Source organism: Acinetobacter calcoaceticus (assembly GCF_016508255.1).
Lineage (GTDB): Bacteria > Pseudomonadota > Gammaproteobacteria > Pseudomonadales > Moraxellaceae > Acinetobacter > Acinetobacter calcoaceticus_E.
On the sequence record NZ_JADVKT010000002.1, the window covers coordinates 240,956 to 257,225 of the forward strand.

At 41.2% G+C, this 16,270-nt stretch carries 13 protein-coding genes; 8 read left to right on the forward strand and 5 right to left on the reverse strand.

Annotated elements, in window-relative coordinates; genetic code table 11:
* The gene (uca, locus tag I5515_RS05145) at window positions 1–3,606 is read left to right on the forward strand and encodes an urea carboxylase (RefSeq protein ID WP_199965075.1); all 3,606 of its coding nucleotides are present in this window, start codon (window positions 1–3) and stop codon (window positions 3,604–3,606) included.
* A gap of 39 nt (window positions 3,607–3,645) precedes the next feature.
* On the opposite strand, the gene I5515_RS05150 is transcribed toward uca, so the two are convergent.
* A complete protein-coding gene (locus I5515_RS05150; RefSeq protein ID WP_199965076.1) occupies window positions 3,646–4,182 on the reverse strand; it encodes an NAD(P)H-dependent oxidoreductase in 537 nt (178 codons plus the stop codon).
* Window positions 4,183–4,274: 92 nt separating this feature from the next.
* Here I5515_RS05150 and I5515_RS05155 point away from each other — a divergent pair, with 92 nt between their 5' ends.
* The 5 genes from I5515_RS05155 (at window position 4,275) to I5515_RS05175 (ending at window position 8,226) form a co-directional block, all read left to right on the forward strand.
* Window positions 4,275–4,628: a winged helix-turn-helix transcriptional regulator gene (locus I5515_RS05155; RefSeq protein ID WP_151962481.1), complete on the forward strand. Its 354-nt coding sequence runs from the start codon at window positions 4,275–4,277 to the stop codon at window positions 4,626–4,628.
* 190 nt (window positions 4,629–4,818) lie between these two features.
* The gene (locus I5515_RS05160; protein ID WP_001000630.1) at window positions 4,819–4,944 is read left to right on the forward strand and encodes a hypothetical protein; all 126 of its coding nucleotides are present in this window, start codon (window positions 4,819–4,821) and stop codon (window positions 4,942–4,944) included.
* A gap of 4 nt (window positions 4,945–4,948) precedes the next feature.
* Window positions 4,949–5,383, forward strand: a complete 435-nt coding sequence (locus I5515_RS05165; RefSeq protein WP_199965077.1) for a CopG family ribbon-helix-helix protein — start codon at window positions 4,949–4,951, stop codon at window positions 5,381–5,383.
* Between the two features lie 12 nt (window positions 5,384–5,395).
* On the forward strand, window positions 5,396–7,207 hold the full coding sequence (gene atzF, locus I5515_RS05170) for an allophanate hydrolase (protein WP_199965078.1): 1,812 nt from the start codon (window positions 5,396–5,398) through the stop codon (window positions 7,205–7,207).
* The gene (locus tag I5515_RS05175) at window positions 7,204–8,226 is read left to right on the forward strand and encodes an ABC transporter substrate-binding protein (RefSeq protein WP_199965079.1); all 1,023 of its coding nucleotides are present in this window, start codon (window positions 7,204–7,206) and stop codon (window positions 8,224–8,226) included. Before atzF ends, I5515_RS05175 begins: the two co-directional genes overlap by 4 nt.
* Window positions 8,227–8,277: 51 nt before the next feature.
* Here the strand turns inward: I5515_RS05175 and I5515_RS05180 are convergent, their stop codons facing one another.
* From I5515_RS05180 to I5515_RS05195, 4 genes are all read right to left on the reverse strand, one after another.
* Window positions 8,278–9,159 carry an ABC transporter ATP-binding protein gene (locus I5515_RS05180; RefSeq protein WP_199965080.1) on the reverse strand — a complete coding sequence of 294 codons (882 nt, stop codon included), beginning with the start codon at window positions 9,157–9,159 and terminating at the stop codon, window positions 8,278–8,280.
* A complete protein-coding gene (locus I5515_RS05185) occupies window positions 9,159–10,103 on the reverse strand; it encodes an ABC transporter permease (protein ID WP_199965081.1) in 945 nt (314 codons plus the stop codon). The genes I5515_RS05180 and I5515_RS05185 overlap by 1 nt, the downstream gene beginning before the upstream one ends.
* A gap of 156 nt (window positions 10,104–10,259) precedes the next feature.
* Complete coding sequence (locus tag I5515_RS05190; protein WP_199965082.1) at window positions 10,260–10,661, reverse strand: hypothetical protein; 402 nt, start codon at window positions 10,659–10,661, stop codon at window positions 10,260–10,262.
* On the reverse strand, window positions 10,654–11,994 hold the full coding sequence (locus I5515_RS05195; protein ID WP_199965083.1) for an MFS transporter: 1,341 nt from the start codon (window positions 11,992–11,994) through the stop codon (window positions 10,654–10,656). The genes I5515_RS05190 and I5515_RS05195 overlap by 8 nt, the downstream gene beginning before the upstream one ends.
* A gap of 98 nt (window positions 11,995–12,092) precedes the next feature.
* On the opposite strand from I5515_RS05195, the gene I5515_RS05200 reads away from it, so the two are divergent.
* Both I5515_RS05200 and I5515_RS05205 read left to right on the forward strand, forming a co-directional pair.
* The gene (locus I5515_RS05200) at window positions 12,093–12,989 is read left to right on the forward strand and encodes a LysR family transcriptional regulator (RefSeq protein ID WP_199965084.1); all 897 of its coding nucleotides are present in this window, start codon (window positions 12,093–12,095) and stop codon (window positions 12,987–12,989) included.
* Window positions 12,990–13,091: 102 nt separating this feature from the next.
* Window positions 13,092–16,259 carry a type VI secretion system Vgr family protein gene (locus I5515_RS05205; RefSeq protein ID WP_199965085.1) on the forward strand — a complete coding sequence of 1,056 codons (3,168 nt, stop codon included), beginning with the start codon at window positions 13,092–13,094 and terminating at the stop codon, window positions 16,257–16,259.
* Window positions 16,260–16,270: the final 11 nt, after the last annotated feature.

Consider the following 16,270-nt stretch of genomic DNA (forward strand, 5'->3'; position numbering starts at 1 on the left):
ATGTTTAAAAAAGTTCTGATTGCCAACCGCGGTGCAATTGCCTGTCGTGTAATTCGCACCCTTAAAAAACTCGGTATTGCTTCGGTTGCAGTTTACTCAGAAGCCGACCGTGATTCTTTACACGTGACGTTGGCTGATGAAGCCTTCTTAATTGGCGCTGCACCAGCCCATCAAAGTTATTTAAATATTGAAAAAATCCTTGAGGTTGCAAAACAGTCAGGAGCAGAAGCCATTCACCCCGGTTATGGTTTTTTGTCTGAAAATGCCGAGTTTTGTGATTTGTGCGAAAACCAAGGCATTGCTTTTATTGGGCCAACCTCAAGCCAAATGCTCGATTTTGGTTTAAAACATACTGCACGTGAACTCGCAATTAAAAGCAATGTACCTTTACTTCCGGGCAGTTCACTACTTGCCGATGAAGCCGAGGCTTTGTTTGAGGCAGCCCGTATTGGTTATCCAGTCATGTTGAAAAGTACCGCGGGTGGCGGTGGTATTGGCATGCGTCTGGTCTGGAACGAAACTGAATTAAAAGATGCCTATCAAACCGTGTCTTATTTGGCTCAGGTCAATTTTAAAGATGCAGGTTTGTACTTAGAGAAATTTGTACAACATGCACGCCATATCGAAGTTCAAATTTTTGGTGATGGGCAAGGGCAAGTCTTAGCGTTGGGTGAGCGCGATTGCTCAGTGCAACGCCGTAATCAGAAAGTAATTGAAGAAACACCTGCGCCACACCTAAATGAACAGCAACGTGACTACCTTCAAAAAGTTGCTGTTCAACTGATGCAGTCGGTGAACTACCGCTCGGCTGGTACAGTTGAGTTTGTCATGGACACCGAAAACCAAGAATTTTATTTCTTAGAAGTTAACACCCGTTTGCAGGTTGAACACGGCGTGACCGAACAAGTGTTTGGGGTCGACTTGGTCGAGTGGATGGTCACTTTGGCAAGTGGCGATTGGTTAGCACCGACTGAACAGTTGGAGCCAACAGGACATTCAATTCAAGTTCGTCTTTATGCCGAAGACCCGATTAAACAGTTCCAACCAAGTGCGGGCTTACTCACTCATGTTAAATTTGACCCACACGCACGGGTCGAAACATGGGTCGAAACTGGTTCAACGGTATCGTCTTTTTATGACCCGATGATTGCCAAAATCATTGTGACCGCTGCAACCCGAGAGCAAGCCATACAGGCAATGAGTACTAGTCTTGCAAACACGCAAGTGGCAGGCATTGAAACCAATCTGGAATATTTGCAAAACATTATTGCTTGCGATGTATTTGCTTTAGGTACTCAAACCACCCGATTTTTAAATACATTTGAATGGAAAACTCAAAAAATTGAGGTCTTACAGGCTGGTATTCAAACTGCCATTCAAGACGTAACAGGCCGACTAGGTTATTGGGATGTTGGTGTGCCACCATCTGGGGCCATCGATCCACTTAGTTTAACTGTAGCAAACCAACTTTTAGCCAATGAACTAAATACCGCAGGGCTTGAATGTACCTTACAAGGCCCAACTCTAAAATTTCACTGTGACAGTCAAATCGTGATTACGGGCGGTGATATGCCATCGACACTTGACGGTGAACTTGTGCCGATGTGGCAAACCATCAATGTGAAAAAAGGCCAGATTTTAAAATGTGGCATTATCCGTTCAGGTTGCCGCAGCTATATTGGCATTAAAGGTGGTTTTGATGTTCCTGACTATTTAGGGTCGCAGGCGACTTTTACTTTGGGGCAGTTTGGTGGGCATGCAGGCCGTAATTTGTTAATTGGCGATATGTTACCGATTACTGAATATTCAGCTCAATCAACCACAGCTTTAGATCAAGCGCAAATTCCTAGCTTTACCCAAAACTGGGAAATTGCAGTCATGTATGGGCCACATGGTGCGCCAGACTTTTTCACTAAACAAGATATCGATACGTTCTTTGCCAATGAGTTTGAAATTCACTATAACTCAAGCCGTACAGGCATTCGTTTAATTGGCCCAAAACCTGAATGGGCGCGTGAAGATGGCGGCGAGGCAGGCTTACATCCATCCAATATTCATGACAATGCTTATGCCATTGGGGCAATTGATTTCACTGGAGATATGCCAATTATTTTGGGTCCCGATGGTCCGAGCTTAGGTGGTTTTGTATGTCCTGCGGTAGTCATTCATTCCGAGCTTTGGAAAATTGGGCAACTTAAAGCAGGCGATAAAGTCAAATTTGTGCCAGTAAGTTATGTGCAAGCAAAAGCACTCGATCAACAATATCATCAAAGTTTGAGCGTGACTGATACAACGCTGATCGATTTTAATCCAACCATTCAAGCAGAACCTGACACTTTAAAAGATGCAGTTTTGGCAATCTTAGAAGGTGAAGCTGATTTACCAAGTGTGACTTATCGTCCAGCAGGAAATAGCTATTTGTTGGTGGAATACGGTGAGTTGGTACTCGATCTGAATTTACGCTTCCGTATTCATGCACTCATGCAATGGGTCAAAGATCAAAACATTCAGGGCATTATCGACTTAACACCAGGCATTCGTTCACTACAAATTCATTTTGATTCAATCCAGCTCGATCAACTTGAGCTTTTACATAAACTTCAACAAGCAGAAGCCGAATTACCCGACATTCAAAATATGCAGGTGCCTTCACGGACTGTCTATTTGCCTTTAGCTTGGGAAGACTCGCAGACTCAACTTGCAACTGAGCGCTACACACAAATTGTTCGTCCAGATGCACCATGGTGCCCAGATAACGTCGAGTTTATTCGCCGTATTAATGGTTTAGCTTCAAAGCAAGCGGTTAAAGATTTGGTTTACAGTGCGAACTATTTGGTGATGGGTTTAGGCGATGTGTATTTAGGTGCACCCGTTGCGACACCACTCGACCCACGTCAGCGTTTAGTCACCACAAAATATAACCCTGCGCGAACTTGGACACCTGAAAATGCTGTCGGCATTGGCGGTGCTTATATGTGTGTGTACGGCATGGAAGGCCCGGGTGGCTACCAGTTTGTTGGCCGTACTACTCAAATGTGGAGCCGCTACCGTAAAAATGCCGACTTCGAAGAAGGCAAACCGTGGTTATTACGCTTTTTTGACCAAGTTAAGTTTTATGAAGTTTCTGAGACTGAACTTCTGCAAATGCGTGAAGACTTTAAGGCAGGCCGTCTACAACTTCGCATTGAAGATGGCGTGCTCAATTTAAAAGAGTACAACGAGTTTTTAAAAACACATCAAGACAGTATTCAAGCTTTTAAAGACACGCAACAAGCCAATTTTGAAGCTGAGCGCCGCCGTTGGCACGAAGCAGGCTTGCAAGAATATATCTCTGAAAGTCTTGATGCGGTTGATGAAGGCGAAACCGTTGCTATTCCCGAAGGAGGTTGCGCAGTCGAATCGCACATGCCGGGTTCAATCTGGAAAATCGAATGTGCATCGGGAGATATTGTTGAAGAAGGTGCAACACTCGCAGTCATTGAGGCAATGAAAATTGAAATTCCAATTATTGCGCCCGAACGTATGAAGGTCGAAACCATTACCATTGAAAAAGGGCAAACCGTAAAAACGGGGCAAGTGCTATTTACCTTGGCACCTGTCGCTTAAACCAAAAGAGAGCATCGATAGTGATGCTCTCTTTTTATATTATGCTTCGGTCAAATGTTTTAATACTTTATGAGTATGTTCAACCGCTTTTAACTCAATTTTAGACTCTGAATTACCCGATAAAGGCGATACATCGTAAAGCAAGAATGTGCTGCTTAACTGCATTTGCGTATATTGAATTGAATATTGAACAGCTTTTAAAAAGCTATCAATTAAGTTTTCTTGGTCGTTCACCATGTTGGCTTCTGTTTGGCCGACCGTCATACTAATAATGACTTTTTTATCTTTTAATTTGTCGCCCTGAGAGCCATAAGCAAACTGATACGTAAAAACATCATCAAACCATAATTTTAAAATTGCCGGCATATTAAACCAGAACATTGGATATTGCAGAATGATCGTGTCGTGGCGTAATAGTGCTTCTTGTTCAGCACTCACGTTAATTTTATAGTCCGGATAAAGCTGGAAAATATCTCGCACTTCAAGGTCCGGATAGGTTTTTATAAGTTCATTCACAATCGTTTTATTTGCAATTGATTGAGCGTAGTAGGGATGGGCCAAAATAAGTAAAGCCATAATAATGCCTTGTAGCTATAAAAATCATAGTCACTATAATTTTTATAGTATGGGTGTACAATAACTATCAAAGTTGATAGGTGGCGTTAAAAATGGCAAATACTGAAAATAAATGTGAAATCAGCATGAATGGAAAAACTTATCCATGTCATATCAGTATGGCTATGGATTTAGTCGGTGGAAAATGGAAAGGCGTTATTTTGTATTACTTAAAAGATGGACCAAAACGTTTTAATGAAATCAATCAATTAATGCCAACTATCACAGAAATGACCTTAAGTCTTCAACTTAAACAGCTAGAGCAAAGTGGCTTAATCTCTAGAACCGTTTATGGTGAAAAAGCTCCGATTAAAGTGGTTTATGAAATGACAGAATTGGGCCAATCTTTTAAGCCTGTTTTAGAGTCTTTATCGGTATGGGCACATACGATGATTGGTTCGAAATAATATTAAAAAATTAGTTTTTAAAAATATAAATATTAGCCCCATCACTGTGCATGGGGCTTTTTTTTGCCCAAAAATCACTCATAAATACCCACCCAATCTATCAAACCATGCTTAAAAACTGGCACATTTTCTGCATCTCTTATCAGTAATACAAAAACAGAATTTGGTAATACCAAGCTAGAGGTGCGATATGAACGATGTAAAACCCGTGGTTCAACCAAAGCAAACTTTAAAAGCCTTTTTAGTCGAATTGCTCAGCGTACGTGCAGGCGTATATATCAAGCAAAACAATCAGCCACCTAAAACAAAAGGATAAGACTGTGCCGAAACAAAAGTTGGCTCGAATCAGTATTACCGTACCTGAAACGACCCTCAACGCACTCGATCAAAAAATTGTCGAGCAGAACTATGAAAGTCGCTCGCAAGCCATTGTCGACATGATTAATAAACACTTGATTGCAGAGCAGGCGCAGGCCAATGAGGTCATGGTGGGTACTTTGACTCTGCTTTATGACGCGAATCAAATGACCTTGCGTAATCAGTTGGTTGATTTACAACAACAGTTTTTAGCTCAAGTGATTAGTTCGCTTCATATCCAGCTCGACCAACAAAAAATATTGCAAGTCATGTTAATGCAAGGCGCGAGTTCTGAACTCAGGCAGATTAGCCAGCAATTTATTGTGCTGAAAGGGGTGATTAAAGGGCATTTAGAACTGATGGATGCCGTCATGCCCCCTATACAGCAAAATGACTAAATGAGGAGTAGCGTGTTGAAAAAATTATGGACTATCCAAGACTGGAAAACAGCATATCAAAACGGGCAAATCCATCTTAGAGATTTGGTTGGCTATGTTGCAGAAATCACAAATGATGATCATGCATGGATTGAAATTGCATCGAACGAGCAGATTCAAGCACAGATTGATGCACTAAAAGATCAGAATATTGCTGACTTACCCCTATACGGTGTGCCATTTGCAGTCAAAGATAATATTGATGTTGCGGGCTTTCACACCACTGCTGGCTGTAAAGAAGTTCAATATTTAGCGAACCAAGATGCGGTCGTTGTTGCCAAGCTTAAAAAAGCAGGGGCAATTGTGGTCGGTAAAACTAACCTCGATCAGTTTGCAACTGGATTGGTAGGCGTTCGTTCTCCGTATGGTGCAGTAAAAAATAGTTTTAATCCCGAATATATCAGCGGTGGGTCAAGCTCTGGTTCTTCAGTAGTGGTTGCCAACGGTATTGTACCTTTTAGCTTGGGGACAGACACGGCAGGGTCAGGTCGTGTTCCTGCTAGTCATAACAATATTGTGGGTCTTAAGCCCACAAAAGGTTGGTTTTCTACCACAGGTTTAATTCCTGCATGTCGGACCATTGATGTTATTTCCATTTTTGCACTGCATATTGATGATGCTTGGACCGTTGCCAATTTAATGCAGGGCTATGATGAAACAGATGAATATTCACGAGCGCATCCAGCCAATGTACCAACTCAGTTTTCTAAACGAAAAATTGCCATTCCTGCTCAGCTTGAATTTTATGGTGATCTTGAATCTGAAAAAGCCTTTTTAGTTGCAATTGAACGTGTAAAAAAACTGGGCTATGAAGTTGAGAGCATCGATTTCAGCGCATTTAATGAACTTGCTGCTGCACTTTATAATGATGCATGGGTAGCGGAAAGAACAGTCGCCGTTGAACGCATGACAACACGTGACAAAGCCCATCCGGTTATTGCCCAGATTATTGCGCAGGCGGATAAATTCAAGGCAACAGATGCACTTCAAGCTGAATATAACCGCGCCGTTCTGGCTCGAAAAATTAATTTGGCTTTACAACCTTTTGATGCATTGATGGTTCCGACAGCACCAACCATTTATACCATTGCGGAAGTTGAAGCCGACCAGTTGTCTAAAAATGCGCACATGGGGGCTTATACCAACTTTGTAAATTTTGCCGATCTTTCTGCACTGGCCTTACCAAATGTACTGCGTGAGGATGGTTTACCAAGTGGAGTAACCTTTATTGCACCAGCTTGGCACGATCAGGCATTGGCAAATTTTGCCCAGTTTTGGCAAACCGAAACACCGCTGAGCTTGGGTAAATCAACTCAACATTATCAAAAAAGTATAGACATCCAGTCGAGTCATTCAGTGCAGCTTGCTGTCGTCGGAGCGCACTTAACAGACATGCCACTTAATTTTCAGCTCACTAGCCGTAATGCCACTTTGCTTAAGAAAACCCAGACAGCAGACACTTATAAACTCTTTGCTTTAAAAAATACCACACCACCAAAACCCGGCCTGCAATGCGATGCAGCAGGTACTTCTATTGAAGTTGAAGTTTGGGATGTTCCATTAGCAAATTTTGGGGCCATTGTGGCTGAAGTGCCTGCACCGCTTGGTATTGGGAACCTTAAATTAAAAGATGGAACATGGGTCAAAGGCTTTATCTGCGAAGCTTATGCCATTCAAGATGCAACCGATATTAGCCATTTTGGAGGCTGGCGAGCTTACATACAGTCACTCAATCAAACCGCTCAAAGTGTTGTTAGTAAAAATGTTGGGGAAGTTTCTATATGATTAAAAAAGCGTTGTTATCCGTATCTATTTTATCGGCAGTTGTATTGGGTGGTTGTGACAATACCGCTAAAGTGCCTGAGGCTAAACAAGACGCTCAGGCATCTACAAATACAAAACCAATTACCATTGGCTATAGTGATTGGCCGGGCTGGGTGGCTTGGCAAGTGGCTATTGAAAAAGGCTGGTTAAAAGAAGCAGGCTTAAATGTAGAATTTAAATGGTTTGATTATTCGGCTTCTCTTTCGGCCTTTTCGGCAAATCAGCTCGATGCCGTTTTGGTCACCAATGGCGATAACTTGGTAACAGCTTCGGGTGGCACTCAAGGCATGATGATCATGGCAACAGATTATTCTGCGGGTAATGATGTCATTATTGCCAAAGAGGGCATTAATACCATTCAAGACCTAAAAGGAAAATCGATCGGTGTTGAAAAAGGGTTGGTTGACCATCTTCTACTGGCAACAGCTTTGACCGACCATAACATTAAAGCGAGTGAGGTGAAGCTAGTAAATTCAGCAACTAACCAATTACCTCAAGTGTTTAATAGCCCAGATATTTCCGCGATTGCTGTTTGGCAACCCGTTGCGGGACAGGCATTAAAAGCCGTAGCGGGTTCCAAAATTATCTATACCTCTAAGGACAAGCCGGGATTAATTTATGACACCTTGACCGTTAACATGAGCCATTTAACTGCCCATCAAGAAGAATGGAAAAAAATCATTCAGGTGTGGGACAAAACAGTTAAATATATTAATGACCCTGCAACCCATGCCGATGCGGTTAAAATTATGGCAAACCGTTCAGGGGTTGATCCAAAGCAATATGAGTCGATGGTCAGCGGAACGCATTTATTAGATATCAATGCCAATAAAAAAGTATTTACTAAATCTCAAGGTTTTGACTCGATTTATGGTTCTACCTATCACGTCAATAAATTTAACGTTGAAAACGGTATTTATAAAACCGAACAAAATGTAGATGGGCTGATTTACCCAACGCTCGTAGAACAACTTAAATAAGCCTAATCAATAAAAAAGCCCAAGTTCAGCTTGGGCTTTTTAATGTCTTACTTATTTCTCTGTACTGACCTGAGTCATACGCGGAATTTTTGGTAAATCTTGCAAAGCTGGGTCAAGTTCATCTTCTTCAGCATGTACCAAATAATCTACCCGTGAGCGGAGCTGTTTAAACTCAGGTGTACTCATTAAAGCGAGTGAGCGTGGGCGCGGTAAATTAACCTCAATAATTTCCTTAATTTCACCCGGATTGGCTTTGAGTGCCACAATTCGGTCTGCCAGTAAAATAGCTTCATCCATGTCATGGGTCACAAAAATAATGGTGATATCAATGTTTTGCCATAAATCCATTAAATGCTTTTGCATTTTTTGGCGAGTGTGGGGGTCGAGCGCACCAAAAGGTTCATCCATCAGTAAAATTTTAGGTTGATTAACCAAGGCTCTCGCAATTGCAACCCGCTGTTTCATGCCACCAGAAAGTTGATGTGGATACTGATTTTCATATTTTTCTAAACCAATAATATTGATCCATTCACGGGCTTGAGCCTCGGCTGTCATTTGACTAGCGCCGCGCATTTGCGGACCAAACATCACGTTTTCTTTTACAGTTTTCCATGGGAACAGGGTATAACCCTGAAACACCATGCCGCGCTCGGGGCATGGGCCAGTAATGCATTCGCCGTCTACTAAAATTTCTCCGCTGTGATATGGGTCTAAACCTGCAATGACACGGCTAAGCGTCGATTTTCCGCAGCCAGAAGGGCCAATCACACAAATAAATTCTCTTTTGTGAATTTTTAAATCGAGTTTATTTAAAACGGTACGTTCAGTTTGACCGTGTTTAAATACTTGGCTCAGTTGTTTGGCTTCCAAAATAACAGGACGTTCATAAATTTTTTGAAAGTATTCATGTGCGTTAAATATTGAATCGTTCATTATTTTACTCCTACTTTCCAAGCAAACATTCGCTCACCTAACTTCATTAATACCCAATCACAAACCAGACCAATCACTCCAATAATCAAAATAGCTGCATATACATTGTCAAAGTTTTGATAGCGTGCCTGCTGGGTAATAAACCACGTAATGCCTGAAGTGGTGCCAATTAACTCTGAAACAATTAAATAGGTCCAAGCCCAGCCCAATAGCACACGTAAGTCACGGTAAATATCAGGCCATGCCGCAGGTATCACAACATGAAGTAAACTCTTTAGCTTATTGGTTCCTAAGGTATAGCCGGCTTCGATTAAGCCTCGATCTACCATTCGGGTGGTATTAGCAATAATCAGAATTTGTTGAAAGAGGGTGCCGATGACAATAATGGCAATTTTAGGTGCGTCATTAATCCCTAAAATTGCTACTGCAAGTGCGCCAAAGGCGGGTGCAGGCAAGTAACGGAAAAACTCCACAAACGGTTCGGTTAGTAGTGAAATACGCTTAGAAAAACCACATAAAATACCCAGTGGAATCCCAACCAGCGAAGAGATAAAAAAGGCTGAAAAAACCAGTTTAATACTGTGCCATAAACTTTGATGAAACCACGGTGAATCAGGTTGTTCTGGTGGTGTGGTAAAGGCGGTGACCAAAGCTTTAGCTACTTCATGGGGAGCAGGTAAATAAATCGGATTGACCAAAATACCTTGTGGTGGTGCAGAATCTCGATTGACTGCATTTTGTGCTTCGAGATAGAACACATTTTTATCAATACGACTGCCTACTTGTAAGTAAGAAACACTTCCAGAGCTTGTGATTTGTACTTGAGGATGCCAGATAAAAGGTAAATAACTAATTGCGCACCAAAGACATATTGGAATAACGAAAGAACAAATACTCAGTATGAGCCTGTTCTTGCTCGTAAATTCCTTTGCAACATAACCCATATTGAAAGCTCCCCATTTTTGATCAGTATTACGATTTTCATAAAACGTAATATTTTTTAAGCAAGATGAGTGCCATGTTTAGGATTATGCCTATATCTAAATAGAAAAAATCCCCATTACATTCAGGGGATTTTTTTAGAGGTTTAATAGCGTTCTTTATTGCGTGAATGGAACTAAGGTTTCATGTAAATAAACCCAAGAGCACTTTTCAGATTCAACTTTAATGCATGCTGTAGAGGTACGTAATGTTTGACCTTCTTCAGTTTGTTGACGCTCTTGGTATTGCACCCAACAGTAATTCTCAGATTTAAATAAAGCTGTGCTTTTAAGAATGGTGATTTTTAAAGAAGGCTTTTTACCTATATTTTGGCTAAATAGCGAAATAACTTCAGGCAACCCAATGCATTTGCCCTGAACTGTGACCATCTTAAAATCGTTATCAAAACTAATTAAAAGTTCACTAAGGCTTTGTTTTTCGTTCTGACCAGTAAATACATTTTCTATTAAAACATGTAGGTCTATGACACTTTGAACCGCCTGATCCATTTGATTAGACATGAGTTCTCTCCTTTAAAATGGGAATGAGTGAAAGCAAGCAGAGTATTGCTGCAATAAGAAAAGTATGTTGATAACGGCTTATATCGTTTGAGGAAGACATCAGGTTATAGATTGAAATGAGAACAACTGTGCCTACGCTAAATGAAACCTGACGATTGATGTTCCAGAGAACGCTACCTTGTAATAAGTCTTTACCAGTGAAATCAATTAATGAACTAATTTGGGCAATATTTGCACTTAGTCCGCCTCCCATCCCCATCAATAAATAAGCAAGAATTAAAAGACCTAATTGAGTACTGCTCAAAATACAAAATAAAAGAAAGATGCCAAGACTATGCAATGTAATGCCAATCACAAGTAAATATTTTTTACCCAGTCTTTGATAGAGCAGGCCACCATTGACCATTGCAACTAAGGCACCCGTTGCATAGAGCAACATAAATAAGCCAGTTTGTTTGGCATTAAAGCCAAAGTTGATCTGTAAATTAAAAATATTAAGTAAATTAACGCCTGTAAAAATGCCCGGAACAGCGTAATAAACAATAAATGCATTACGTAAGTTTTTATTTTTTAATAACTGTAGGTTGAGAATCGGATGGGTAGTTTTCTTTGTATGGTAAATATAAAAAGTAAGCAGACCCACCGAAATTATAAAACTACTGATTGCTAACGTGACATTATGATAATCCCCATAAAATGAGAACGAGAGTAATAAACAAAGAAGGCTTATATTAAAAATAAGTAAGCCCCAAATGTCGGGTTTTACGCTAGGTACATTCTCCGTTTCTTTAATCCATAGCCATGCTAAAGCTGAAGCAAGTAAAGAAAAGGGAAGGTTCGAAAAAAACACCCATCGCCAATTCAGTGAATCAATAATCACGCCACCAATGGCTGGCGAAAATGCAGGTGCAATGAGTGCAATTGCCATAATCATGGTAGAAATACGCTGACGTTCCTGATTGGGAAATAGTGCATATACCAGTGCTTGGCCAACGGGTATTAATAAACCACCCGCTATTCCTTGAATAAAGCGCCAAAAAATTAAGCTATAAATCGATTCACTCGAACCAATAAAACAGATACTTATAGAAAATAACAGCATCGAATAACACAATAACTTTTGGTTCCCTAATTTGCTGGCTAACCATAAACTCATGGGCATAATTAAAATCAGACCCAGAATATAAGCATTTGTGACCCAAGCAACCATGGATGGGCTGACTGAAAATGATGCTGCAATATTAGGTAGTGCGATTGCTGACATAAAAATATTAATGCAGTCAATAAAGAACCCAAGTAAAAACACCGTTGCTATTTTATATCGATATGACATACCTACCTCCGAGCAGGCAGGGTAAGATCCAGCACTTTTATTGTCGATGCAGGCGAAGTAAAATCATTGTTTAATAATTTCAAACAATCGGCTGAATTGTGCAAAAAAATCTCAAGCAAATTACCAGTTTTTTACAAGTCGTTGATTCTGGATCTTTTACCAAGGCTGCTGAAATTTTAGGCCTAAGCCGATCAATGGTGAGTATTGATATAAAACAATTAGAAAAGCAGTTAAATATGAGCTTATTAATTCGTAACACCCGTAATATTGCATTGACCGAAATAGGCCAGCATTTTTATGAAGATTTTAAGCAAATTCAGCTTCAGATTGATGAGGCTTTTGAAAGAAGCCAACATTTAGGCACAAGCATTACAGGCACTTTACGGTTTTCATCAACCAATGAATTTGGTCAACGTTTCATTTTGCCGTTGCTTCCTAAGTTTTGTGAGCTTTATCCTCATTTACGCTTACAGTATTCATTTAATTCATCACTCGATGATTTAGTCACTGAAAAATTAGATCTGGTTATTCGGTTAGGGAATTTAAAAAACTCATCTCTAAAAACTCGAAAAATTGGAGAATATCCAATTTATCTGGTCGCTACTCCACAATTTATAGCAAAATATCCCGTAAATAATATATCCGATTTAGCGCATGTACCGTGGATAGGCCACACCTTATTAAATTGGCAAGATTCACAATATATTTTGCAAAATAGTTTAGGCGAAAAATATCCCTTACCTTTTATTCGAAGTCAGTATGAATCAAACTCGGTCACTGCAATTCATCAAATGGCTCTTTCATCTTTAGGTATTGCAATTTGCCCTGCATGGTTGGTTGATGAAGATATTCAACAAAACCGCCTTGTTCGATTATTACCGGATTTTTCTTTACCCTTACAAAATATTCAGTTGCTGTACCCGAATACTTCTAATTTATCGGCTAAAACTCGTGCCTTTATAGACTATTTAGTAACCCATCTTTCTTTTAGATAAAATAAAAATATGTAAGTTGTGGAAGCTAAACTATTTTATACGGATAGACAATTCTGTCTATTTTTTATAAAATACCGATGATCACGACTCAGTTTTATAATAATGATGTCCCATAAAATATTTCAAATTTTAGATAGTTTAGGTTTGGTTGCACAGAATCGAGTACTTCATGTGCAATTTTCCAACCCGTCATTAAACAGTCAAGTCTTCTTACAACGTGTTGAAGGCGAACATACGCTTAATCAGGGCAGCGTTGCTGAGTTACTGTGCCTGTCGACCAACGCACATATTGCATTAAAACAATTTATTGGCTGTCAGGTTGCCATTGATCAGGTCACTGACATGGGCCAGTTTTTTAGAACTACGGGCATTATTACCGAAGCGAGCCAAGGTCAAAGTGACGGCTCACTCACTATTTATAATCTCACTTTAAAAGACCCAACCGCACTTTGGCATAAACGCCGCAATAGCCGCGTGTTTATGAATAAAAGCGTGCGCGATATTAGCGAAATTTTGTTTAAAGAATGGCAAGGCAAAAGCCCGTTATTTGCTTCAAGCTTAACGCTCGATACATCTGGCTTAACCAAAGACTACGATGTGCGTCCATTTGTGATGCAGTCTAATGAAAGCGATTATGACTTTTTAACCCGTTTGTGGCGTAGCGAAGGCATTAATTGGTTAATCGATGAATCACAACTTTTAGTCGCTGACCCAAATACGTCTATCCAGCCACAAGTGCTACGTTTGATTGATGAGAATCAGAATTATCAAGCCCTTGAACGCCGTAGCCTACGCTACCAACGCAGTAGTGCGACGGAACAGTTCGATACCATTACTCAAGTCAAGGCAGAGCGAAGCTTGCAGCCGACGTCGGTTCATATCCAACGTTGGCAAGCCGATGCCCTGCAACAAGAAGAAGGCAGTGGCAGCGTACAGGGCACACAAAAGCACAGCGAACACTATGACAATGCCAGTCTGAATCTTGAAGATGCATGGCATGTTAGCCCTGCATGGATGCAGGACTTAAAAGGTGAAGACCAAGCCACCGCTTCAGGCAATAGTCAGATTGAACAGTTCAATCAGAACATTAATGCTTACCATCATCTGACTTCTAAGCAGTTTACCGTTTCAGGTAACGTCCGCGATTCACAGGTGGGTTACTGGTTTGAGCTCAATGACCACCCAGAACTCGACCAGCATGACAGTGCCGACAAAGAATTTTTAATCTTAAGCAAGCACTACTACAACCAGAATAATTTACCGAAAGAATTACAGCAGCAACTCGAACGTCTATTACCAAAAGACAAGCTCAAGGCAGCCCAGCTCGATAGCCAAAACTCTGAGCAGCGCCACTTTGCTGAACTCAATGTCGTTCGACGTAACATTAAAGCTGTGCCTGAGTATCACCCGCTAGAACACCGACCAGCAGCTCACCCGCAGCGCGCTAAAGTCGTGGGGTTAGAAGGTGAAAGCATCCATGTCGACCAGTGGGGACGCATAAAAGTCCGCTTCCTGTTTACCCGAACCGACGACCATAGCCATGATGGTGGAGCAGGCAGTAACAACAATGACACCGACTCGGCTTGGGTCGATGTACTCACCCCATGGGCAGGTGCGGGTTATGGAGCACGCTTCTTGCCACGTGTTGGTGAGATTGTGGTGATCGACTTCTTTGACGGCAATATTGACCGTCCGTTTGTGGTGGGGCGCATTCACGAAGCCGAACGTCACCCAACCCAGTTCGATCAAAAAGGCCAATTACCTGACACTAAAAAGCTCAGTGGCATTCGTTCCGAAGAAGTCGACGGCAAAGGTTTTAACCAACTCCGTTTTGATGACACCACAGGCCAAATCAGTGCCCAGCTACAAAGTAGTCATGCAGCTAGCCAACTCAACTTGGGTAACTTAAGCTATCCAAAAGACAAGGCGGAGAGCGAGGGCCGAGGTGAGGGCTTTGAACTTAGAACTGACCAGTGGGGTGCGGTACGTGCAGGCAGTGGTTTACTCATTAGCACCCACAAACAAGATCAAGCTCAAGGTGTACACCTAGACGCAGTTGAGGCCAAACAACAAATCGAAGGTGGTCTTAACAATGCCAAGGCACTCAGTGAAGTAGCTAAAAATCAGCAAACTGACCCATTGGAAGTGCTTGAGAACTTAAAAACGTTCATAGAGCAAATTGAAGAAAAAGATCAAGACAAAGCTGCCGCTTTTAAGCAAGCCTTGATGATATTAACTGCACCTAACAGTATTGCTGTAGCCAGTAATGAAGACATTCATATAAGCGCAGATGCCCAGATCAGCCAAACTGCGGGTGACAGTATCAACCTGACCACTCAAAAGAACCTGATTGCGCATGCCCAAAATAAAATCAGCCTTTTTGCGGCGCAAGAAGGAGCGAGACTCTATGCAGGCAAGGGCAAAGTCGAAATACAGGCGCAAGGTGACGGAGCAGACTTAATTGCCCGTAAAGCTGTTCAGATTATTTCTACAGAAGACAAAATTGAAATTAGTGCTTCTAAAGAAATTGTGATTACGGCGGGTGGTTCTCAAATCAAAATTAATGGTTCGGGAATTTTCCCTGTCACTGGCGGTAAGTTTGAGGTGAAGGCGGGGCAGCATGTGTTTATGGGGGGCGGAAGTGCAAACTTCAGTTCTTCACTACCGCCTCCGCCAAAACGTGGGCAGGGTGTACTTGAGCTTCTGCATGACTATTCACATGGAGCATTTGTTAAAGGGGCTAGTTATACCGTAACTGATAATTTGGGCAAAGTCGTTAATGGAAAGTTAGACGATAAAGGTTTCGCTCGTGTTTCAGGTTTGGCAACAGGTTCGGTGAAGGTACTATTTGATCCAGATCCTCGTAATCCTTGGGATGAAGCAAGTGATTTTAAACGCAAGGTAGAGTGGCCAAATCAAAATGATGCAGAAGGAGGCGTTGGTATTACATCTGGTAGTAAAGGATTAACTGAGACATTGAAAAATGACTTTAAAAAGTTGAGTCAACTTTCAAACAATGTGAAATCTGTGCAGCAAAAGATTGAATCGGTTAAAAAAATTAAAGATCAAGGTGCTAAAGTATTACTGCCAATGGCGATGGAACAAGTTTTAGGGGGGAGTGATGGATCTAAGTTAAGTCAATCATTTGTTAGTCAAAATAGCTTTATGCCTTCAAGTCAGCAGAGTAATCCACTCCGAATGTTGACTCAAGGAAGCTCTGACAAAACAGCAATAACAAAAATCCAATCACCATTTGAAACGTTTGTATAATTTGAGAAGAA